We start from the raw sequence: 20,250 nt of genomic DNA, 5'->3' as shown, positions 1-20,250 counted from the left end.
GCTCGTTCCTTAACCGTAGAGACAGTCGCGGATCAGGGTCAGACCGCGCTGCATTTCTTGTGTTGGGGCCACCATGGCGACCCGGATGTAACCTTTGCCGGGGTTTTCACCCGCCACGTCGCGGCTGAGATAGGCGCCCGGCAGCGTGCGCACGCCGGTGTCCTGCCAGAGTTTCAGCGCCGCCTGTTCGCCGTCATCCACCTGCAACCAAAGGAAAAATCCGGCTTGCGGGGACATATAGCCGGGCACATGCCCCAGAATATCGTCGGCGATGTCGTATTTGCGATGATAGAGGCTGCGGTTTTCTTCCACATGGCCTTCATCCGCCCAGACTTTTGTTGCGACTACTTGCAAGGGGCCAGGTAACGGCGCACCTGCAAAGGCGCGCAACTGGCGCAACCGGGCGATGGATTTCGCACCACCCGCAGCAAAACCACAGCGCAGGCCGGGCAGGTTGGAGCGTTTCGAGAGTGATTGGAAAATCAGAACCCGGTCCGGATCCGCGCCCATCCGGGTCGCGATCTCAAGCCCGCCGGGGGGTGGTGTGTCGCGGTAGATCTCGGAATAGCATTCGTCGGCGAAAATCTTGAAATCATGCTTTTCGGCAAGTGTGATCAGGTCGCGCCAATAGGCCTCATTAGCCACAGCGCCTTGCGGGTTGGCAGGCGAGCAGAGATAGGCGATGGTAGTGCGGTCCAGGGTTTCGCTGGAAAGTGAAGCAAAATCAGGCAGATGGCCGGTGGCTTCGGTCGCGGGCACATAGACCGGTTCGGCGCCCACGGACAAGGCCGCAACCGCATAAACAGGGTAAAACGGGTTTGGCGTCAGCACGACGGGCTGCTTGCCGTTCTTGGTTTCCGGGCACAGCGCCATGGCCGCGTTATACAGCCCCTCGCGCGTGCCGTTCAGCGCGATGATCCGGTCGTTGGACACGTCTAACCCATAGCGACGATTAAGAAATCCGCCCATCGCGGTCAGCAGATCGTCCAGCCCCTCATTGCTCGGATAGCTGTTGAAACCGGCCAGATTGGCCGCAAGGATATCGCCCACGAAGGCAGGAAACGCATGGCGCGGTTCGCCAATCGTCATATTGATCACGTCCGACGCCTTGCTGGGTACGTTGAGTAACGCACGCAGACGTGGCCACGTCGCAACCGGGAGGTTCGAAAACCGCTCGGGAAACACCATAACTGCCTCAATTCGCGGGATCATTTCGCCCCGCTTTTGATCAAACTAGCGCGCAGGGTGGTGCGCTGTCCAGAACAAGGGAACGGGGGCGGCAATAATGTGGCTTTTTGGTCAGGCCAAAGGGTGTTGCGTGCCCCCCACCGTACGGTGGTTTCTGTTGTTCGGGACGAATCGTGGGTTAACAGCTTATTTTACTGGGAAATGCGCGGTCGGCATCGCATCGGCAAAACGTCGGACTTGCGTCGGACCCCTGAGCGGCGATTTGCGGGGTTAAGGCAGCGCACGGTTAATGTGTGAATGCGGTGTTTAGGGTTTGTTGCAGTCATACGCTGAGGGTATCGCACGACCTCGAAAAAACCACAGGCAGCTTTCTGAATTTCGGTTTATTTCAGATCAGCCGTCGTCACCCGGCCGGGGGTGGGGGCCGCCCGCCGATAAAGTCGTTAGACACTGTTCCTTTGAAACAGCGCGGGAAGAACGGGTAGGTATCGGTCGCGAAGTAGACGTATTGCCCGTCGATCATGGCCCCGTTGCATTCATCCAGAGTTCCAGAGCCTGCAACAAATTCGTAATCCTGCACATAAGTCCCGTCATGTGCGCCACCTGGACCGGATGCGCGCGCACCACTTTTCAACTGCCAGGACGATTGTGCCTGGTCACCTACATAGTGGATTTCGAACCCGTCCGCGGCATAGCCAAAGAGTGTACCGTCAAGCTCGCCTGTCACTGCAGACGGAATGCCGTGATAGTGATACATCCCGTCACCGTCCACATGCGCATTCTGCGCGTCCATGATAAGCCCGCCAACGCCTTCCACATTCCATCCCGAAGACGGATCGCGCGAATACCCCCGCTCAGTAGACGGATCAAAGTATTCCGCAGTGCCCGGACGCAGTGGAATGCCGGTTAGCGTAATTCCCGAAATACGGACACGCCGGGTGATGGTTTCCGTGAGTTCGGGCGTCGCATCCATACAAAAACTATGTTCCTGCTCTTGCACAGTAGCGCCGGCCCGCCATGGGCCGGTATCGTGATCGGGCACGCCATCGGATGTAATACAGCGCTGATCCCCATCCACTGTGATCGTAACATGCGCTTGAACCGCACCGGCGGTCAAAAGCGTCAGAGCGAGCGTGGTGCCGAGTGTCTTCATGATACCCTCCTGGTGCTTGGATAAGCGTTTAACGGGCGCGAAGGGTATTTCCGTCGTTCTTTATGTCGGAGGATAAGGGCACGCCAAAGCTGCCCTTCAGGACCTTCGCTGCATTTGCGAGTTTGGGCCCAGAGCCACCATCAACGCTGGTACAGCATGCACCGAGTGTGCAATATCTGCCCAGCCGGGGACGGCCCAAATCGGACCTTCACCCTTCTAAAGCGATCCAGCAGTGCGTCCGTCGAACCGGACGTTCGCGCGCCTGCCAGGCATGCGATGATCACAGACTCACAAGCTGACACTGCTGTCGTTCGCGGCAACTATTACAACGGCCGCATTCGGCATGCTCATAACTCTTTGAGTTGATTGCTATATACGAAAGACGAAGTTCTACAGTCATGCCATAGTGTGCTTTTGATTTGATCATTAGCCCAATCCAGCCCCTGATCCCTTTTTTCCCACGCGCACAAGGGCTGAAGGCGGCCTTCAGCAATGTATGTTGCTCGTGCCAATCGACTTCGGTGAAGAAATCAACCTGGCGCGACTGGGCCGTCAGCCGGGACAGGACCGATGCGGAGATGGTTCAGGCCCTTCTTGTCGTCGCCGCTGTCGTTTTTCTGGCCGTACTTTTTACACCGAAATCAAAGGGCGGGCTGTTTCGCGGCCTGTTCCTGTCCGGCCTGTTGCTGGTGGCGGGTGGGTCCCTTGTACTGGTCGGGATTTGGGGAGGGTTCCAATCGAGCTATGCAGAGGCCCAAAGTATGGAAAAGTTGGGCTCGGTCATTTTTGGCAGCGCGTTGAGCAGCGTCCCTATCATTGCGCTCGCCATCGGCCTTATCTTTGTCTTGCTGAGCCTGCGCCGCCGAAAGCCTGTTCCCGCAACTGATCAGTCCAGTTGACGCGCCTCGTCCATCAGCATCACTGGTATGCCGTTGCGGATGGGGAAGGCCACGTTGCCGGGTTTTGAGATCAGCTCCTGCTTTTCAGCGTCATAGCTGAGGATCGCCTGCGTCATCGGGCAGACCAACGCTTCGAGCATTTTGGGGTCGAAAGCTGTTTCGCTCATTGCATGACCTCTTCGCCATTGCCACCACGCAGGGCGAATTCGATCAGGGTGGTCAGCGTCTCGCGCCGCGTGGCGAGCGATGGGGCCTCGAGCAGCGCTTGCTTGTCTTCGGGATCAAACGGGCAGAGCATGGAGAGCGAATTAATCAGCAATTCATCCTCGGCCTCGCCGAGACTGTCCCAATCGGTGGACAGGCCCCGATCCTCAAAAAACCGGTTGAGGGCGTCCATGAAGGCAGGCCGGTCAAAATGCGGATCCTTTTCGACGGCTCCCAGATCGCGTTCGAACCCCTGCCAGTTGACCTTGCACCGACGGTAGGGTGTGAACCCTTCGACCTCTTCCACGATCCGGAAGCGGGACGCGCCGGACAGGGTTATCATATAGCGCCCATCCTCGGTTTCTGAAAATGCTGTCAGCTTGCCCGCGCAGCCGATGCTGTGCAGCTTGCCGGACGCCCCCGGCGCATCATAGGGCTGCACCATGCCGATCAACCGGTTCGAGGTTTTCAGCACATCATCCAGCATCGCCAGATAGCGCGGTTCAAACAGATGCAGCGGCAGCCGCGAGCGCGGCAAAAGCAGCGCGCCCGGCAGGGGAAACACCGGAATGGTGTCTGGCAGGTCGGTGGATGATATCATGACCAACGATCTAGCCCGCCACGGCGATCAGGCAAATATCAGTGACGACAGTTTTCTGCGGCCATTCAGGACCAGCGGATCCTTTGGATCATGCGCGTCGAAAATCGTGAAAAGCTGGGTCTTGGCGGCGCCATCGTTCCATTCCCGATCACGCCGGAACAGTTCCAGCAGTTCACCCACCGCCTCTTCGGCCTTGCCATTGGCGTGCAGGGCAATCGCCAGATCAAACCGGGCCTGATGGTTATCCGGCTCGGCCTCGACCGTGGCTTGCAATTCAGCTACGGGGCCAGCATTGGCCGCCTCGCGCGCCAGTGTGATCTGGGCGTGCACTGCTTCCAGCAGCGGATCGGTTGAAATTTCGGCTGGAGCGCCATTCAGGATTGCCTCGGCCTGATCCACGTCGTCCAAGGCCAGATAGGACCGGACCAAACCGGCATAGGCGGCGGCGTTGTCCGGTTCTTCCTGCAGAATAGCGGCAAAGGTTTCGGCGGCGTCCGTGGCCGCCCCTTCGTCCAGCATCTGATTGGCGGCTTCGATTGCCGCACTCAACCCTTCGGCTTCGGTATCACCGCCAAGGGCCGCGATTTTTTCGACAAAGGCGCCGATCTCGGACGGGGGCAGCGCGCCCTGAAAACCGTCGACGGGACGCCCCTGGTAAAAGGCATAGACGGTGGGGATCGACTGTACCTGCAGTTGCCCTGCATAGATCTGGTTGGCATCCACGTCGATCTTGACCATCTTGACGCGGCCACCAGCCTTTTGCACGGCCGCCTCAAGCGCGGGGCCAAGTGTTTTGCACGGGCCGCACCACTGCGCCCAGAAATCCACGATCACAGGCACGGTCTGCGATGCCTCGATCACGTCGGTTGCAAAGGTGCCGTCTGTTCCATCAATGACCAGATCAGCGGCGGGGGTGGATTGGGTTTCGCCAAGTTCCAGCATTGTCATCTCCTCTTTGAGCTTGGCCCCTATATGTGCGCAACAGGGGCCGACGCCAAGGGGTATTCGCGCTTTACCGTCGCCGCAGGGGCCCCTAGCCTCCAGCCATGAGCAAGACACTCCCCACCCGACCCGTGCTTGGCGCGATTGCCGTTGTGGTTCACGAAGGGCGTGTCCTGTTGGTCCGCCGCAAGAAAGAGCCGGACGCCGGTAAATGGGGCTTTGCGGGCGGTCATGTGGAACGGGGTGAAACGGCGCTGGCCGCAGCGGCGAGAGAGTTGCACGAGGAAACGGGCGTGGTGGCGACGCCGGAACGATATCTGACAAACCTTGATATCATCATGCGGGACGGGGACGGCGTGGTCGCGCATCACTTTCTTCTGGTGGCGGTATTGTGTCGCTATGAACGCGGCACACCTGTGCCATCGGATGATGTCAGCCATGCGGAATGGATTGAGATTGCGAGGGTCGCCACGTTGGACCGTAGCGAACATGTCGAGGAGATGATCGACCTGGCCACGACGTCAGATGGGTTTTAACCCATCGCCCCTATTCGATCACACCCACAATCGGTCCCAGCTGAAACCCTATATCGGACCGGCCCAGCGCGGGCGCGTGCAGCCGCGACACCTTGCCGTCGAAGTAAAGCGCATTGGGCATCTTCAGATGATCCCGAAAGAAACTGCCGAATTCGTGGAACGTCACCCGGTCGTTTGAAATTGCAAAGATGGCCGTCTTGCCATCCGCCGTTGTGCCCACCCCGTTGCGCACAAAGCGCGATGTGCCATCCGGCAGAAACCGGGGGTGCAGCGCCCCGTCGATCACCAGCATGGGGCCGGATTGGGTCGCATCCCGGCATACAGGCGCCTGGTCAACATAGGCCAGTGTTTCGTAAACGCGGGCGCTGCCTTCGTTGATGCAAAGCACACCATTGGGCAGTAGCCCGAAATTGCCCGGCCCGGCATTGGTGATGACCCGCATCTTCTCAACACCGTTTTCAATGTAATGGCCCACCGGTGCCCGATCATCGTGGTACATGCCTGCGTTCATCGCAAAGGTCAGTGTTTCGACATCCAGCGTTGCCTCAATTGCGCTGAAGCTGCCCAGCACATTGCCATCATCATCGGTATGAAACAGGCGCAGCGCATCAGTGTCCAGGTTCACAGTGCAGGTTGTGTAGCTATTACCTTCGTAATCCACATCCGCGCAGGTGACGGCAGCGGCGGGCGACGCCCAAAGCAGTACAACGAAAAGCCAGCGCATCAGTCGTCGAGGTCCTGCCTTACATGATCCTCCGCCAGAAGGGCGCGGGTCGCATCCATCTGATCAAAGGTTCCGTCGATCTCAAAACGCAATTCGGGGGCGAATTTCATCGTGCCACCCTTGACCACCAGATGTCTGATCTCGTGACGGTTGCGGCGCAATGCCTCCAGCGCCTCCTCTTTCCCCTGCCCACCAAGCGGCAGCACAAAGGCCGTCGCGATGCGCAGGTCCGGGGTCATCCGCACCTCGCCCACGGTGATGGACATGCGCGCCAGATCGTCGTCATGCACGTCGCCGCGCTGCAACACCTCTGACAGGATACGACGGAACTGTTCGCCCACACGCAGCATACGCTGGGTGGGGGCCTTGCCGTCACGGTTTGAATTCTTTGCCATGCCTTCCATTTACGCCCCGTTGGCCCTGATGCCAAGCAAGGCTTTGCGCGCGGGGCAAACCCCCGCTAAGAACGTCGCGGAAGTGAAAGGACAGTCCCATGAAAGATTTACCCGGCATCGTGATCACTGGCGGATCAGGCAGAATGGGGCAGATGCTGATCAAATCGGTGCTGGCATCCGACAAATGCAGGCTGGTTGGCGTGCTGGAACGGCCAGGGCACGGTTGGATCGGGCAGGATGTCGGCACCATGATGGGCGGTCAGCCTGCTGGCCTGCATGTCACCGATGACGCGGTTGAGGTCTTTGCCAAGGCGCAGGCGGTGATTGATTTCACCTCGCCCGCCGCAAGCGTCGATTTTGCAGGGCTCGCCGCACAGGCGCGTGCTGTCCATGTCATTGGCACAACTGGCCTGACCGAGGCCGATTTGAAAGCCATCAACGCCGCGGCCCGTCATGCGGTGATCGTGCGGGCCGGGAACATGTCGCTGGGCGTCAACCTGCTGGTGCAGTTGACAAAAAAGGTGGCCGCCGCATTGGACGAGGATTTTGATATCGAAGTGATCGAGGCGCATCATCACCACAAGGTCGATGCCCCATCCGGCACCGCGCTGATGCTGGGCGAGGCCGCCGCAGAGGGCCGTGGCGTGACACTCAAAGACGTGCGCGACAGCGGGCGCGATGGCATCACCGGCGCCCGCAAGAAGGGCGATATCGGCTTCACGGCGATCCGCGCGGGCGACATCGTGGGCGAACATGACGTACTTTTTGCTGCCCCCGGCGAACGGATCGTGCTGCGGCATATGGCGACCGACAGGTCCATCTTTGCGCGCGGGGCGTTGAAGGCCGCGCTATGGGGGCAAGACAAGGCGCCGGGTGAGTATGACATGATGGATGTGCTGGGCCTTTAGCCGCTCACGGATTGAACCAAAACAGTGGTTGGCGCGTATATAGGGTAATCTTGGACAACGGAGGTGCCTTATGAAACGGCTCGTTCTTGCTCTTACCCTTGCGCTTTCGGCGGCCCCTGCGGCGGCTGACAGCTATGTGCCCGTCGCCGATCAAACGACGTTTCTGTCGTTGGTCGATGGGAAACTGCTGCGCAACCGCCTTTATGGCGTACGCCTTAACGTCTTGAATAATGGGCAGATTCAGGGATCTGCGATCGGCTGGGATATCGTCGGGACCTGGTCCTGGCAGGATGGCTATTTCTGCCGTGAACTGGCTTGGGGCGGTGACCCGATCCCCTATAACTGCCAGTTGGTCGAGGTGCGCGGCGACAGCATCCGCTTTACTGTCGATCAGGGCGCGGGCGATTCCGCCTCTTTCCGGATTCAATAATTCGCGCATCCTGAAAAACCTGTGATAAGCTGCGACTTATGTGGCGGCTTGTCTTTATGTTCCTGCCCATGGCGGCGCAGGCCTGCGATCGACCGGTTTGCGAGGTCGGGGCAGAGACTGTTGCGTTTGCCCGTATCGTCACCTTTGACGATCAGGCAAGCGGCTATGGCCCGGGCCGACCTGCGCCGGATGTGATCCGCATGGATGGCGTGTCATTTGGTGAACATTTCGCTGGGCAAACGCTTGACCGGGTGGATGATTTCGACCGGGTGACCGGGCGGGCGCTTGAGCCACTGACAATCAGGCCCGGCGTAACATCCCAGAATCTCACGATAATCCGGTTGGCTGATACCAATGTACTGAGCGGCTATGGCCCCACCGGCTACCCCAATCATTCCGCCACCGGCGAAGGGGCGATTGCGGTGATGTTCGATGAGGGTCAGCCCGGTATCGGTTTCGACCTGCGCGGCGGTGAGGGCGGCTATGCGACAGTGGTTTTCCTCAACCGAGGGGGCGAGGTGATTGACACGCATTTGGTCGGACCGCTGGCCGAAATCTCCTATGCGTTTCGGCGGCAAGGCGATCAGCGCGACATCGTGGGTGTGGTGATCACCAACGAAGACCCTGATGGGATCGCGCTGGATCAGGTGGCGTTCGAGGCGTTCGAGCAGCTTAGCTGAGCAACGTTCGGTGGGGTGCGCGCGTTGCCCGATGCGCGTTTTCACGAATCATGGTAAATTCGCAGGTTTTGCGGGGTTTCGCGCGGTCGGCATCGCGTCGGACTTGCGTCGGCAAAGCGTCGGGCCCCTGACGGACAATTGCGTCAGTAACGGACCGTGCGGGGCAAAAGTGAAGGCGGCGTTAACCTTTGATGCGGTTTCGGGCGGGGGGTGGATGGGCCCCTGATATCCGTTGCCATTGTCGCAGAACGAAGCTGCCCATCTGGTACGACAGGGGCCGCTTTGGTTCCTGATTGGAATGCCCGGTATGGGCCACGGCATGCGATGTTCAGCGCCGCGAACGAAGCAGACACTGGATCAATCCGGGATATAAATCTCAACAAGCCGATGCTCAGAAACGAAGCCTGCCTTCTCCAATGCGGCCTTCGATGCAAGATTGGTTTCAGCGCATCCACAAATCGGCCTCTTCCCCTCACTTTCCAGAAGGTTCGCGAGATCAGAGACAATCAGACTGGCGAACCCTCTATTGCGCTGATCAGGTCGTGTGACCATTCCGATATCGACAACGTCGCCTGAGCCGTCAATCGGTATCATGATCCCGCTTCCAACCATTTGCCCTTCGTTGAACGCGATCCAAAGGTCGCCTGACCGAAAGATTTGCGCGACTTCATCCTTGCTGTCATAGAAATCACGTCCGTTCATCCATGCATCTGGCAGATCGATCGCCCTTGCCCTTTCCAAGTGGAAAGTATCACTTTTGGTCAGAATAACCGGGTTGCGTTTGCGAAACAGAAATCCGGTTTCGACCAAAGCCCAACCGAGTTTTTGGGCAGCATCAATCAGGACACGATCAAATGACTTGCAAAGAACCTTCCGGAAAGGTCGCTGCTGGATAAGGTTGGATAGGTGGCGGTGCGCGTTGGTGCTGTCCAATGCGTAGAACTCTACAAGAGTGTCTCCATGAAAGATGGCATATCCGCCGCAGGGGAATTCCCAAACTTCACCTGTTCTGACGAGTTCCTCAAGGAACCACTCCTGCGGCTCTGGCAGGGATGCCAGGTACTGGCTCCGCAGTGAAATGGGCAAGTCCGCAACTCGCAAAAAAGCGCTCATGTGCAATCGTAGCGTCTACGGGTTGGGACCTGCAACATGTCGGTAATGGGTTCACACCAGACATTGGGCAGGACCGCGCCTTTCTGTCGATGTCTGCTTGCCCGGATAAAACCGACCTTGCTGGTTGTTCGATTAAAGCCCGCTTGCTGAAACGCGCACCAATCGCTACACGGTTCGCAGGTTGGCGCTGGTGCCGACCAATGGAGATTTTATGTCTACGATTGCGGCCCGCCGCTAAGGTCCTTTAACGTGGACCAGCTTGAATCAAAAGACTTCCGAGCGTGATGCCGGAAGCCTTTTCGGCTGACATAAAGTCTAGAGACAATCCATTGAATATCTCAAAACACGAACAGCGTGTTTTGCACGTTCTGGCGCAGGGTGGCGCGATCCACTTTGAGCGCATGAAGAACGGCAAAGTGCGCGACGTTTCCTGCTTCACGCGCGACGGCCATTTGCTGGCCGATTGCTCGTTGGAGCTTTTCGATCGCCTGAAGAAACGGCGATTCATCAAATCCGTGAACGGACGACCCTACCGCGCCACAAGGCTCGGCATCCGTTCCGTGAACCCACAATACGACAACCGATAAGGACACTCAGAACATGACAAATCCGATCATCAAACCCACAACGTCAGATGACGTCGCAGGGCTTACTGCCGTGCTAGACGGGACCAAGCTTTTCCCTAGCGATATGCTCTCCGACATGCTGGCACCCGCCTTGGCAGGTGAGACAGAGGCCTTCTGGCTTAGCTGCCACCATGGCGGCCAAGCGGTTGGCCTGTGCTACACGGTTCCAGAAGAGCTGGCGACCGGAACCTGGAACATGCTCGCCCTTGCAGTGCGTCCGGACCTGCAAGGCAAAGGTCTTGGTGCTGCACTTGTCAGCGCGGCGGAACAGCACCTGAAAGACAATGGGCAGCGTATCTTGATCGTAGAGACGTCCGGTACTGACGACTTCGCACTCACGCGCAAGTTCTATGCTCAGAATGGCTATGAAGAAGAAGCGCGCATCCGCGATTTCTGGGCTGACGGAGATGACAAGGTAATCTTCCGAAAGGCGCTCTGACCAAAGTGCCCTCCGCCATCTCATCGGCGGAGGGCATCCTATTGCCGCCGTTGGTCCACTCTGCAGTTCGTGGCACTTTGGGCCCAGACCAGACATCGCACCCGATATCGTCCATTAAGGCGACCGTCGCGGCCCTGCCCTAGCTGGCCGCTTCTGCGATCACTTCGTCGAAGAAGGTGCAGACGGTGCTGATATCCGCCCCGCTTTGGATGGCTGTCATCAGCTCTTCGATTTCGCCTGATAGCACCTGCACCCGGTCGGGATCTTTCGCACCGATGGTTTGCAGTGCGACGCTGACTTCGCCTGATTTGGTCTGGATCGCCTCGGGCGTGCAGGCGTTCTGGGCCTGGGCTGTGGTGGCCAGACCAAGGGTCGCGGCGCAGATGATGGCAAGGTATTTCATGCTCGTGTTCCTTTTCTTGACCGGCCCTCAGAAATCGATGGCCAGTCCCTTTTTTTCCCAGTCACCATAGCGTACCGGTTCCGGCCCGTCACGCCCACCCAGTTCGGGGGGAAGTTTTTCGGTGTCGGCCTTTTTGCGCCGTTCCTCGGCCTCGGCAAGCGCACGCTGTGCGGCGTCGGGCAGTTTGTTGGTGTCGTTGCTCATGGGGCCGTATCCTTGTGGGTGCCATGGCTTTGATATACCCCGCGCGCATACGCCTTCAAGGGACATGTTCATGCGTCAAACCGGTCTGCCTGCCCGCCGTGCCGCCCATCACCTGCTGATGCAGATCACCGGCGAGGGCCGTTTGATGGCCGAATTGGTGGCTGCCGGGGCGCTGGCCGATCTGCCGCCGGAGGATCGCGCCCGGGCGCAGCGTCTGGCGTCTGATGCCCTGCGCGGGTTGGACCGGGCGGACCGGATGTTGAAGCCCTATCTGAAGAAAGCACCCCCGCCCTATGTGATGAATGCGTTGCGTCTGGGTGTGATCGAGTTGTGTTCAGGTGAGGCCGCGCATGGTGTGGTGAACGCCTATGTGGAGATTGTGGCCCGCAACAAGCGCACCCAGTCGATGAAGGGTCTGGCCAATGCGGTGCTGCGCAAGGTGGCCGATGAAGGGTCGGACGGGTGGGCCGCGCGCCCGGTGCCGCTGACGCCCGGTTGGTTGCGCCAGCCGCTGGTGGCCGCCTGGGGCCGCGAGGCCGTCAGCGCCATGGAGGCCGCGCATTTCGCCGGTGCCCCGCTTGATCTGACCGCGAAGGGTGATCCGCAAACCGTGGCCGATGCCGCAGGGGGAACGGTGTTGCGGACAGGGTCAGTGCGGCTTTCGGGGGGCCACCAGGTCTCAACCCTGCCCGGTTATGACAGCGGGGACTGGTGGGTGCAGGATGCCGCCGCGGCGATCCCTGTGAAACTGCTGGGGGATGTGGCCGGTCTGACGGTGCTTGATTTGTGCGCAGCACCTGGCGGCAAGACATTGCAACTGGCGGCGCGTGGTGCCGATGTGACCGCCGTTGATCTGTCCGAGCGCCGGATGGCGCGGGTGGCGGAAAACCTGGCCCGTGTCGGATTGGCCGCGAAGACGGTTGTTGCGGATGCGTTTGCGTTTGATCAGGGCGGTTTTGATGCGGTTCTGCTGGATGCCCCCTGTTCCGCCACCGGCACGATACGCCGCCATCCCGATCTGCCCTATGCCAAGGACGGGTCGGAATTTGGGGCGCTGATTGATCAGCAGGAACGTCTGATCGATCATGCGCTGACCTTGCTGAAACCCGGAGGGCGGCTGGTGTTTTGCACCTGTTCGCTGCTGCCAGATGAGGGCGAGGTGCAGGTGGAAGAGGCGTTGGCCCGTCATCCGGGCCTGACGGTTGCACCTATTGACCTGCCCGGACTGGATCCGGAGTGGCAGACTGATGAGGGTGGATTGCGCCTGCGTCCCGACTATTGGCCCGATCTGGGCGGCATGGACGGGTTTTATATGGCGGTTCTGACAAAGCCTGCGTGACAGGTCCGTTAACCTTTCCTATGGTTTGCGCAAAAGCGCGACGCGAGGCAGCAGGACTTTGGCACAATCCACCACATGGCGTGCCCGCCGGATCAGTTTCATGCACCGTGTGCATGCCAGGCGGGCGGCCCGCACCGCCCCTGCCACCGCGTTTGTCTCGGCCCCCGAACCGCGCACCATCGGCAGTGTGGCCCGTGGCCGCCAACTGATTGCGGGCAATTTCCTGTTTTCGGGGTTGCTGGTCGAAGGGCCGCAAATGTCGATCTGGGATATTGCCAGCCCGGCTGACGCCGTCGCGGCAGAGGTGCAGGGCTGCGCCTGGCTGGATGATCTGGCCGCTGTCGGCACGGATCGCGCCCGCAAGAAGGCACAGACCTGGGTGTTTGACTGGATCGCCCGCTATGGCAAGGGCACCGGCCCGGGCTGGACTCCTGATCTGGTCGGTCGCCGCCTGATCCGCTGGATCAATCACGGGTTTTTCCTACTGCACAAGCAGGACAAGGATGCCAGCGACCAGTTTTTCCGCAGTCTGGGTCAACAACTGGTGTTCCTGTCCCGCCGCTGGTCGGTCACCCCGCCCGGTCTGTCCCGGTTCGAGGCGCTGGCAGGCACGATCTATGCCGGGTTGTCGCTTGAAGGGATGGGGCCGCATGTGGACCGCGCGGTGGCGGCCCTTGCCGCGGATTGCGCCGAACAGATCGATCCTGACGGGGCCATTGCCAGCCGCAACCCGGAGGAATTGCTGGAGATCCTCAGCCTGTTGAACTGGACTTTGCAGGCCTTGTCCGAAACCGGCCGCCGTGTCCCTCCCGCAATGCTGGAGGCGGTCGAACGCATCGCCCCGACACTGCGCGCCTTGCGCCATGCCGATGGTGGCCTGGCCCGGTTTCATGGGGGCGGGCGCGGTCTGGATGGCCGGCTGGACGAGGCATTGGCCGCGTCCGGCATCAAGACCCTGCCCGAACCGGGGCTGCATATGGGATATCTGCGCATGACCGGCGGGCGCAGCACGGTCATCGTGGATGCCGCCCCACCGCCGACCGGCCCGGCATCGGCCAATGCCCATGCCAGCACGCTGGCGTTTGAGCTGACATCGGGCCGCCGCCCCTTGATCGTCAATTGCGGATCGGGTGCCCGGTTTGGCGATGAATGGCGCCGCGCCAGCCGTGCCACACCCAGCCATGCCACGCTGGGGATTGAAGGCGTGTCGTCGTCACATCTGGCGCGCGGGTCGAAACTTGGCACGGTCGAGGAATACCTGTCTGACGTGCCCGGTGATGTGCGTTGCAAACCCGCTGACGCCGACGGGTCGCGCCAGCATGAATTGTCCCATGACGGTTATCGCGCCTCCCATGGTCTGACCCATGCCCGCCTGCTGGACCTGTCTGTCGATGGCCGCACGCTAGAAGGCGAGGACCTGCTGGTCGCGCTGAACCCCGAAGATGAAGCGCTGTTCGACGTGGTCCTTGATACGACAAGCCTGCAGGGTATCGCGTTTTCGATCCGGTTTCATCTGGACCCGGATGTGCAGGCCAGCCTTGATATGGGCGACCGGGCCGTGGCCCTGACCCTGAAATCGGGGGAAACCTGGGTGTTTCGGCATGATGGTGCCGCCGCGCTGTCCCTTGCCCCGTCGGTTTATCTGCAAAATGGCCGCTTGAAGCCCCGTGCGACACAACAGGTGGTTTTATCCGGGCGCGCGATGGCCTATGCGACGCGCATCCGCTGGTCGCTGGCCAAGACGCAGGACACCCCCGATGTTGTCCGCGATCTGGTGCAGGCCGATCCGGTGGACCTGACTGACTAAGCCATTGGGGATGACATGACCGACCTTGCACCACTGCGCCGCGCGCTGCTTTCTGTATCTGACAAGACCGGGCTGGTTGATCTGGCCCGCGCGCTGGCTGACCGTGGGGTGGAACTGCTGTCGACCGGCGGGTCGGCAAAAGCGATCCGCGATGCGGGCCTCGAGGTGCGCGATGTCGCTGATGTCACAGGCTTCCCCGAGATGATGGATGGCCGCGTCAAGACGCTGCATCCGGTGGTCCATGGCGGTTTGCTGGCCCGTCGCGATCTGGACAGCCATGTGGATGCGATGGTCGAACACAATATCGGTCCGATCGATTTGCTGGTGGTGAATCTGTACCCGTTTGAGGAAACCGTCGCGAAGGGCGCCGATTTCGCCACCTGTATCGAGAATATCGACATTGGCGGCCCTGCGATGATCCGGTCTGCCGCCAAGAACCATGCCTTTGTCACGGTCGTCACGGATGTTGCGGATTATGAGGCTGTACTGGCTGAGTTGGACGCAAATGACGGCCAGACCACGCTGGCGCTGCGTCAGCGGTTGGCGCAGACGGCCTATGCCCGCACCGCTGCCTATGACACAGCCGTCAGCACCTGGATGGCGGGCGCGATTGGTGAGGAGACGCCGCGCCGCCGGTCCTTTGCCGGGACGTTCAAACAGACCATGCGTTATGGTGAGAACAGCCACCAGAAGGCGGCGTTTTATACGGACGGCACCCACCGCCCCGGTGTGGCGACGGCGGTGCAGCATCAGGGCAAGGAACTGTCGTACAACAATATCAACGACACCGATGCGGCGTTTGAACTGGTGGCGGAGTTTGACCCGGCTGACGGCCCGGCGGTGGCGATCATCAAACACGCCAACCCCTGTGGTGTGGCGCGGGGGGCGACGCTGGTTGAGGCCTATCGGAATGCCTTTGACTGCGACCGCACCAGCGCCTTTGGCGGGATTGTCGCACTGAACCAGCCTTTGGATGAAGAGACGGCCAAGGCGATTGTCGAGATTTTTACCGAGGTCGTGATTGCCCCCGGCGCGTCCGATGCCGCCAAGGCGGTGTTTGCCGCCAAGAAGAACCTGCGCTTGCTGACCACCGATGGCCTGCCTGACCCCAAGGCGCCGATCACCACCTATCGTCAGGTGGCCGGTGGCATGTTGGTGCAGGACAAGGATACTGGCTATGTGGGCATGGATGATCTGAAGGTGGTGACGAAGGTTGCCCCGACTGAGGCGCAGATGGCGGATTTGCTGTTCGCCTGGAAGGTTGCGAAACATGTGAAATCCAACGCGATTGTCTATGTGAAGGACAAGGCGACGGTGGGTGTGGGGGCCGGGCAGATGTCGCGGCTTGATTCAGCACTGATCGCCGCGAAGAAGGCAGAGCGTATGGCAGAGGCGATGGGCCTGCCCCAGCCGCTGACCATCGGATCGGCTGTCGCGTCGGATGCGTTTTTTCCGTTTGCGGATGGTCTGATGGAAGCCGCCGCCGCCGGGGCGACCTGTGTCATCCAGCCGGGCGGGTCGATGCGCGATGATGAGGTGATTGCGGCCGCCGATGAGGCCGGGATTGCCATGGTGTTTACCGGCATGCGGCATTTCCGGCACTAGGGGGCAAATGATGCGATTGGTATTCTGGACGGGTTTCTGGATCTTTCTGCTGGATCAGGCCAGCAAGTTTTTTGTCGTCCACTGGCTGGGCCTGATTAACGATGATGATGACTTGATCGAAGTCTGGCCGCCATTCCTTGAGTTCCGCATGGCGTGGAACCGGGGTGTCAATTTCGGCCTGTTTGCCGATTACGATATGCGCTGGGTGCTGATTGCAGTGGCGCTGATCATTTCAGCCGGTGTGATCTGGTGGCTGAACCGGACCGGCGGGTCGAAATGGGTTTATATCTCGGCGGGGTTTTTGATCGGCGGGGCCTTGGGCAATGTGATTGACCGTATCCTTTACGGTGCCGTTGCGGATTTTCTGAACATGTCCTGTTGCGGGATCAACAACCCTTATGCGTTCAACGTGGCCGATATCGCGATCTTTATCGGCGCAATCGGGCTGGCGTTTCTGGCCGATGATGGCAAGGCGAAATCGGGAAAGAAGAAGGCGTGACCTCCTCCCGCCCATCAGCTAAACAGACGCCACGAGTTTGAAGGAACCCATTTCATGCGCGCGATCATGCTTTCCGTTCTGGCCCTTGCCCTGATGACTGCCTGTGGCAATACGGATCGCCCGTTGCGCGATCTACGGTCGTCTGGCGGCGGTCCTGATGAGTTTGCGGTCATCCCGCAGCGCCCGCTGGTGATCCCCCAGACGCTGACCCTGCCGGAGCCGACGCCCGGTGGCACCAATCTGGCCGATCCGAACCCGAATGCCGATGCGATTGCCGCCCTTGGTGGCAATGCCGCGGCCCAGCGCGCGGGCGGTGTGCCTGCAGGCGATGCGGCCCTTGTGGCGCAGGCCAGCCGTTATGGTGTTGATCCGGCGGTACGCGCCCAGTTGGCGGCCGAGGACGAGGCATTTCGCCAGCGCCGCAGCCGGGCCAATGTATTCAACCCTTTGGGTCGCGACCGCTATTTCCCGGCCTACGCGCGGCAGGCACTGGATGCCCGCGCCGAGCTCGCCCGCTTGCGCGGTCTGGGCATCGCGGTGCCGACGCCTGTAATTGCGCAGCCGCAACCAGAAGCCCGAACACCGGTTGCACCCCAGCAGACCGGAACGACCGAAGCCGAGGCAGAGCCAGGGCTGTTGCAGCGCACGTTGAACCCGGTGATCGAGCGTATCTTGGGGCGTGATGGGCCTGCGCAGGATGCAAGCGGTCCGCAGAACTGCGTCTTCACCACCGCTGGTCCTGGCAATGAATTGCGCCGCGTCTGCACACCGGTAGAGCCTGACGCCGAATAACCCCACCTCACATCCGCGTAGGGTCCCTTGAACACAGGCCCATCCGGCGTAGTTACGTGGGCAGGACGAACAAAAGGGATGCCCATGACACGCTTGATTGCCGCTTTGGCCTTTGTGATGACCGCGTTCAGCGCGCAGGCCGCCGAGGTGACCGCCTTTACCCTTGATAACGGCATGGAGGTTGTGGTGATCGAGGATCATCGCGCCCCTGCAGTGACGCATATGGTCTGGTATCGGGTTGGATCAGCCGATGAACCTGTTGGCGCGTCCGGTGTCGCCCATTTTCTGGAACATCTGCTGTTCAAGGCGACCGACGTTCTGGAATCAGGCGAGTTTTCCGCCACCGTTGCTGCCAATGGCGGCAGCGACAATGCGTTTACCAGCTATGACTATACCGCCTATTTCCAGCGCATCGCCGCCGACCGGCTGGAACTGATGATGCAGATGGAAAGCAACCGGATGAATAATCTGGCGATAACGGCAGATGATATCGAGACTGAGCGGAATGTGGTGCTGGAGGAGCGCAATCAGCGCACCGAGAATAACCCCAACGCCCTGGCCCGCGAGCAATTCCGCGCGGCCCTTTATCAGAACCACCGTTATGGCGTGCCCATCATCGGCTGGAAGCACGAGATGGAGCAGTTGGACCTGCAGGACGCGCTGGATTTCTATGATCTTTATTATTCGCCCAATAACGCCATTCTGGTAGTCGCCGGCGACGTACAGCCTGATGAGGTCCGGGCGCTGGCCGAGCAATATTACGGTGTGATCCCGGCAGAGGATCAGTTGCCCGAGCGTGTCCGTCCCGAAGAACCCCCGCAGCGGGCCGAGCGCAGGATCACCTATGTCGATCCGCGTGTCAGCCAGCCTTATGTCACTCGCAGCTATCTGGCCCCTGAACGCGACCCCGGTGCGCAAGAAGAGGCCGCAGCCCTTGTCTATCTGGCCGAGTTGTTGGGGGGGTCATCGTTCACGTCTGATCTGGGCCGTGCCCTGCAGTTCGATACCCAAACGGCGATCTATACCAACGCTTCTTACAATGGCGACTGGCTGGATGACGCCACATTTTCGGTGACGGTGGTCCCAACTGCAGGCGTGTCTCTGTCAGAGGCCGAGGCGGCCATGGACGCCGTGATCGCCGATTTTATGGACGCCGATATTGATGATGCCAGAATGGAAAGCATCCGCACGCAGCTGCGCGCGTCTGAGGTTTATGCGCTGGATGATGTGGGAGGGCTGGCCCGCCGCTATGGCGCGGCCCTGACGCAAAGCCTGACGATTGAGGATGTGCAGGCCTGGCCGGATATCCTGCAATCTGTCACCGAAGACCAGATCAAGGCCGCCGCGGCCAAGGTGTTTAACCGCGATCAGGCGGTCACAGGCTGGGTTGTTGGAAATGAAGAGGAGGCACGCTGATGCTGCGTATTCTGTTGGCATTGTGCCTGTTTGCCACCACCGCACATGCCGAAAGTGACATCAAAGAGGTCACATCCCCCGGCGGGATTGACGCCTGGGTGGTCGAGGAACCGAGCATTCCGTTCGTGTCGATTGAAATCCGGTTCCGGGGCAGCGCGTCGCTAGACCTGCCGGGCAAGCGGGGTGCGACCAACCTGATGACCGGCCTGATCGAGGAAGGATCGGGCGAGATGACCGCGCAGGAATTCCAGACCGCGCGCGAGGCATTGGCGGCCCGGTTCAGTTTCCGCGCCTTTGACGACACGCTGTCGATATCCGCCAGTGTTCTGACCGAAAACCGGGATGAGGCACTGGCGCTGCTGCGGCAGGCCCTGACCGATCCGACATTCGAGCAGGATGCGCTTGACCGGGTGCGCGCGCAGGTCTTGTCGGGCATTGCGAGTGCGGAAAAAGATCCCAATGATATTGCCGGCATGGCGTTTGATGCCGCCGCCTTTGGCGATCATCCCTATGGCAGCAGCATTGATGGTACGGTCGAGACCGTCAACGCCCTGACCCGCGAGGATATGTTCGCGGCGCACCGCAACGCCCTGACCCGCGACCGTGTGTTTGTGTCGGTGGTGGGGGATATCACCGCCGATCAGGTTGGTCCGATGCTGGATGATCTGCTGGGCGGTCTGCCTGCAGAGGGTCCGCCCCTGCCCGGCGATGTCGCCTTTGGATTGGATGGCGGGATCACAGTGGTTGAATTCGATACCCCGCAATCTGTCGCCTATTTCGGTCATGCCGGGATCAAGCGCGACGATCCGGATTTCTTTGCTGCCTATATCATGAATCAGGTGCTGGGTGCCGGTGGTTTCGAATCCCGCCTGATGACGGAGGTGCGCGAAAAGCGCGGCCTGACTTATGGTATCCGCAGTTATCTGGTGCCGAAGTTTCATTCTGAAATGGTGTTTGGCTCTGTCGCGTCATCCAACGCGACAATCGCCGAGGCGATTGAAGTGATCCGCGCGGAATGGGCGCGTATGGCGGAGGATGGTTTGACACCGGACGAGTTGGAGACTGCCAAGACTTATCTGACGGGCGAGTATCCGCTGCGCTTTGACGGCAATAGCGAGATTGCCAAGATCATGGTGGGGATGCAGATGATCGGGCTGCCGCCGGATTATGTGATCAACCGCAATGATTATATCGAGGCGGTGACGCTTGAGGATGTGAACCGGGTGGCGGCGGAACTGCTGAAGCCCGAGGCGTTGCATTTTGTGGTGGTGGGCAAGCCTGTGGGGCTGGACAGTACAAATTGAGGCTGACGTAGAGGTCCCGGGTCAGGCCCGGGACAGCGTTGTT

24 protein-coding genes are annotated in these 20,250 nt (G+C 60.2%); 14 read left to right on the top strand and 10 right to left on the bottom strand.

The features are described 5' to 3' along the window. Nucleotides 1-9 precede the first annotated feature (9 nt). Together ACFWW2_RS23015 and ACFWW2_RS23010 are read right to left on the bottom strand one after the other, a co-directional pair. A complete protein-coding gene (locus ACFWW2_RS23015; RefSeq protein WP_393932446.1) occupies nucleotides 10-1,188 on the bottom strand; it encodes an aminotransferase class I/II-fold pyridoxal phosphate-dependent enzyme in 1,179 nt (392 codons plus the stop codon). A gap of 403 nt (nucleotides 1,189-1,591) precedes the next feature. Beyond that, the gene (locus tag ACFWW2_RS23010) at nucleotides 1,592-2,341 is read right to left on the bottom strand and encodes a YHYH protein (protein WP_393932281.1); all 750 of its coding nucleotides are present in this window, start codon (nucleotides 2,339-2,341) and stop codon (nucleotides 1,592-1,594) included. Between the two features lie 521 nt (nucleotides 2,342-2,862). Here ACFWW2_RS23010 and ACFWW2_RS23005 point away from each other — a divergent pair. Then, nucleotides 2,863-3,240 carry a hypothetical protein gene (locus ACFWW2_RS23005; RefSeq protein ID WP_393932279.1) on the top strand — a complete coding sequence of 126 codons (378 nt, stop codon included), beginning with the start codon at nucleotides 2,863-2,865 and terminating at the stop codon, nucleotides 3,238-3,240. Here the strand turns inward: ACFWW2_RS23005 and ACFWW2_RS23000 are convergent. From ACFWW2_RS23000 to ACFWW2_RS22990, 3 genes are read right to left on the bottom strand one after another with little or no spacing between them, the layout of a single operon-like run. Beyond that, complete coding sequence (locus tag ACFWW2_RS23000; protein WP_393932277.1) at nucleotides 3,228-3,407, bottom strand: Trm112 family protein; 180 nt, start codon at nucleotides 3,405-3,407, stop codon at nucleotides 3,228-3,230. The two genes, ACFWW2_RS23005 and ACFWW2_RS23000, sit on opposite strands and share 13 nt — an antisense overlap. Further along, nucleotides 3,404-4,045 carry an LON peptidase substrate-binding domain-containing protein gene (locus ACFWW2_RS22995; protein ID WP_393932275.1) on the bottom strand — a complete coding sequence of 214 codons (642 nt, stop codon included), beginning with the start codon at nucleotides 4,043-4,045 and terminating at the stop codon, nucleotides 3,404-3,406. Before ACFWW2_RS22995 ends, ACFWW2_RS23000 begins: the two co-directional genes overlap by 4 nt. A gap of 27 nt (nucleotides 4,046-4,072) precedes the next feature. After that, complete coding sequence (locus tag ACFWW2_RS22990) at nucleotides 4,073-4,987, bottom strand: tetratricopeptide repeat protein (protein ID WP_393932273.1); 915 nt, start codon at nucleotides 4,985-4,987, stop codon at nucleotides 4,073-4,075. Between the two features lie 104 nt (nucleotides 4,988-5,091). Between ACFWW2_RS22990 and ACFWW2_RS22985 the strand changes: the two genes are divergently transcribed. Then, the gene (locus tag ACFWW2_RS22985) at nucleotides 5,092-5,523 is read left to right on the top strand and encodes an NUDIX hydrolase (RefSeq protein ID WP_393932271.1); all 432 of its coding nucleotides are present in this window, start codon (nucleotides 5,092-5,094) and stop codon (nucleotides 5,521-5,523) included. A gap of 10 nt (nucleotides 5,524-5,533) precedes the next feature. Here ACFWW2_RS22985 and ACFWW2_RS22980 read toward each other — a convergent pair whose 3' ends face one another. Next, nucleotides 5,534-6,247 (bottom strand): phosphodiester glycosidase family protein, encoded by a 714-nt coding sequence (locus tag ACFWW2_RS22980; RefSeq protein WP_393932269.1) that lies wholly within the window; start codon nucleotides 6,245-6,247, stop codon nucleotides 5,534-5,536. Beyond that, entirely contained in the window at nucleotides 6,247-6,642 is a 396-nt protein-coding gene (rbfA, locus tag ACFWW2_RS22975; RefSeq protein WP_393932267.1) for a 30S ribosome-binding factor RbfA, read from the bottom strand. Before rbfA ends, ACFWW2_RS22980 begins: the two co-directional genes overlap by 1 nt. Before the next feature lie 98 nt (nucleotides 6,643-6,740). Between rbfA and dapB the strand changes: the two genes are divergently transcribed. The 3 genes from dapB to ACFWW2_RS22960 all read left to right on the top strand — a co-directional run bounded on the left by dapB (nucleotide 6,741) and on the right by ACFWW2_RS22960 (nucleotide 8,660). Beyond that, nucleotides 6,741-7,550, top strand: coding sequence for a 4-hydroxy-tetrahydrodipicolinate reductase (gene dapB, locus ACFWW2_RS22970; RefSeq protein WP_393932265.1), 810 nt, complete (start codon nucleotides 6,741-6,743; stop codon nucleotides 7,548-7,550). Between the two features lie 70 nt (nucleotides 7,551-7,620). Continuing rightward, nucleotides 7,621-7,980 carry a dihydrodipicolinate reductase gene (locus tag ACFWW2_RS22965; protein WP_393932263.1) on the top strand — a complete coding sequence of 120 codons (360 nt, stop codon included), beginning with the start codon at nucleotides 7,621-7,623 and terminating at the stop codon, nucleotides 7,978-7,980. Between the two features lie 38 nt (nucleotides 7,981-8,018). Further along, nucleotides 8,019-8,660: a hypothetical protein gene (locus ACFWW2_RS22960; protein ID WP_393932261.1), complete on the top strand. Its 642-nt coding sequence runs from the start codon at nucleotides 8,019-8,021 to the stop codon at nucleotides 8,658-8,660. Nucleotides 8,661-9,017: 357 nt separating this feature from the next. On the opposite strand, the gene ACFWW2_RS22955 is transcribed toward ACFWW2_RS22960, so the two are convergent. Beyond that, entirely contained in the window at nucleotides 9,018-9,773 is a 756-nt protein-coding gene (locus ACFWW2_RS22955; protein WP_393932259.1) for a GNAT family N-acetyltransferase, read from the bottom strand. A gap of 284 nt (nucleotides 9,774-10,057) precedes the next feature. Here ACFWW2_RS22955 and ACFWW2_RS22950 point away from each other — a divergent pair, with 284 nt between their 5' ends. Together ACFWW2_RS22950 and ACFWW2_RS22945 are read left to right on the top strand one after the other, a co-directional pair. Beyond that, nucleotides 10,058-10,360 carry a YjhX family toxin gene (locus ACFWW2_RS22950; protein WP_393932257.1) on the top strand — a complete coding sequence of 101 codons (303 nt, stop codon included), beginning with the start codon at nucleotides 10,058-10,060 and terminating at the stop codon, nucleotides 10,358-10,360. A gap of 13 nt (nucleotides 10,361-10,373) precedes the next feature. Next, nucleotides 10,374-10,838 carry a GNAT family N-acetyltransferase gene (locus ACFWW2_RS22945; RefSeq protein WP_393932255.1) on the top strand — a complete coding sequence of 155 codons (465 nt, stop codon included), beginning with the start codon at nucleotides 10,374-10,376 and terminating at the stop codon, nucleotides 10,836-10,838. 139 nt (nucleotides 10,839-10,977) lie between these two features. Here the strand turns inward: ACFWW2_RS22945 and ACFWW2_RS22940 are convergent, their stop codons facing one another. Next, the gene (locus tag ACFWW2_RS22940; RefSeq protein ID WP_393932253.1) at nucleotides 10,978-11,241 is read right to left on the bottom strand and encodes a hypothetical protein; all 264 of its coding nucleotides are present in this window, start codon (nucleotides 11,239-11,241) and stop codon (nucleotides 10,978-10,980) included. A 27-nt stretch (nucleotides 11,242-11,268) separates the two neighbouring features. Continuing rightward, on the bottom strand, nucleotides 11,269-11,445 hold the full coding sequence (locus ACFWW2_RS22935; protein ID WP_393932251.1) for a DUF1674 domain-containing protein: 177 nt from the start codon (nucleotides 11,443-11,445) through the stop codon (nucleotides 11,269-11,271). 70 nt (nucleotides 11,446-11,515) lie between these two features. Here ACFWW2_RS22935 and ACFWW2_RS22930 point away from each other — a divergent pair, with 70 nt between their 5' ends. The 7 genes from ACFWW2_RS22930 to ACFWW2_RS22900 all read left to right on the top strand — a co-directional run bounded on the left by ACFWW2_RS22930 (nucleotide 11,516) and on the right by ACFWW2_RS22900 (nucleotide 20,207). Further along, nucleotides 11,516-12,784, top strand: a complete 1,269-nt coding sequence (locus tag ACFWW2_RS22930) for an RsmB/NOP family class I SAM-dependent RNA methyltransferase (RefSeq protein ID WP_393932444.1) — start codon at nucleotides 11,516-11,518, stop codon at nucleotides 12,782-12,784. 100 nt (nucleotides 12,785-12,884) lie between these two features. Beyond that, nucleotides 12,885-14,591: a heparinase II/III family protein gene (locus ACFWW2_RS22925; protein ID WP_393932442.1), complete on the top strand. Its 1,707-nt coding sequence runs from the start codon at nucleotides 12,885-12,887 to the stop codon at nucleotides 14,589-14,591. 15 nt (nucleotides 14,592-14,606) lie between these two features. Beyond that, nucleotides 14,607-16,196: a bifunctional phosphoribosylaminoimidazolecarboxamide formyltransferase/IMP cyclohydrolase gene (gene purH / locus ACFWW2_RS22920; RefSeq protein WP_393932249.1), complete on the top strand. Its 1,590-nt coding sequence runs from the start codon at nucleotides 14,607-14,609 to the stop codon at nucleotides 16,194-16,196. Nucleotides 16,197-16,206: 10 nt separating this feature from the next. After that, on the top strand, nucleotides 16,207-16,695 hold the full coding sequence (gene lspA, locus ACFWW2_RS22915; RefSeq protein ID WP_393932247.1) for a signal peptidase II: 489 nt from the start codon (nucleotides 16,207-16,209) through the stop codon (nucleotides 16,693-16,695). Between the two features lie 54 nt (nucleotides 16,696-16,749). Further along, nucleotides 16,750-17,487, top strand: coding sequence for a DUF3035 domain-containing protein (locus ACFWW2_RS22910; protein WP_393932245.1), 738 nt, complete (start codon nucleotides 16,750-16,752; stop codon nucleotides 17,485-17,487). 84 nt (nucleotides 17,488-17,571) lie between these two features. Further along, a complete protein-coding gene (locus tag ACFWW2_RS22905) occupies nucleotides 17,572-18,903 on the top strand; it encodes a M16 family metallopeptidase (RefSeq protein ID WP_393932243.1) in 1,332 nt (443 codons plus the stop codon). Next, a complete protein-coding gene (locus ACFWW2_RS22900) occupies nucleotides 18,903-20,207 on the top strand; it encodes a M16 family metallopeptidase (RefSeq protein ID WP_393932241.1) in 1,305 nt (434 codons plus the stop codon). The genes ACFWW2_RS22905 and ACFWW2_RS22900 overlap by 1 nt, the downstream gene beginning before the upstream one ends. Nucleotides 20,208-20,250 lie beyond the last annotated feature (43 nt).

The organism is Yoonia sp. R2-816 (assembly GCF_046762905.1).
Classification (GTDB): Bacteria; Pseudomonadota; Alphaproteobacteria; order Rhodobacterales; family Rhodobacteraceae; genus Yoonia.
This window is presented reverse-complemented; position numbering and strand designations above follow the sequence as displayed.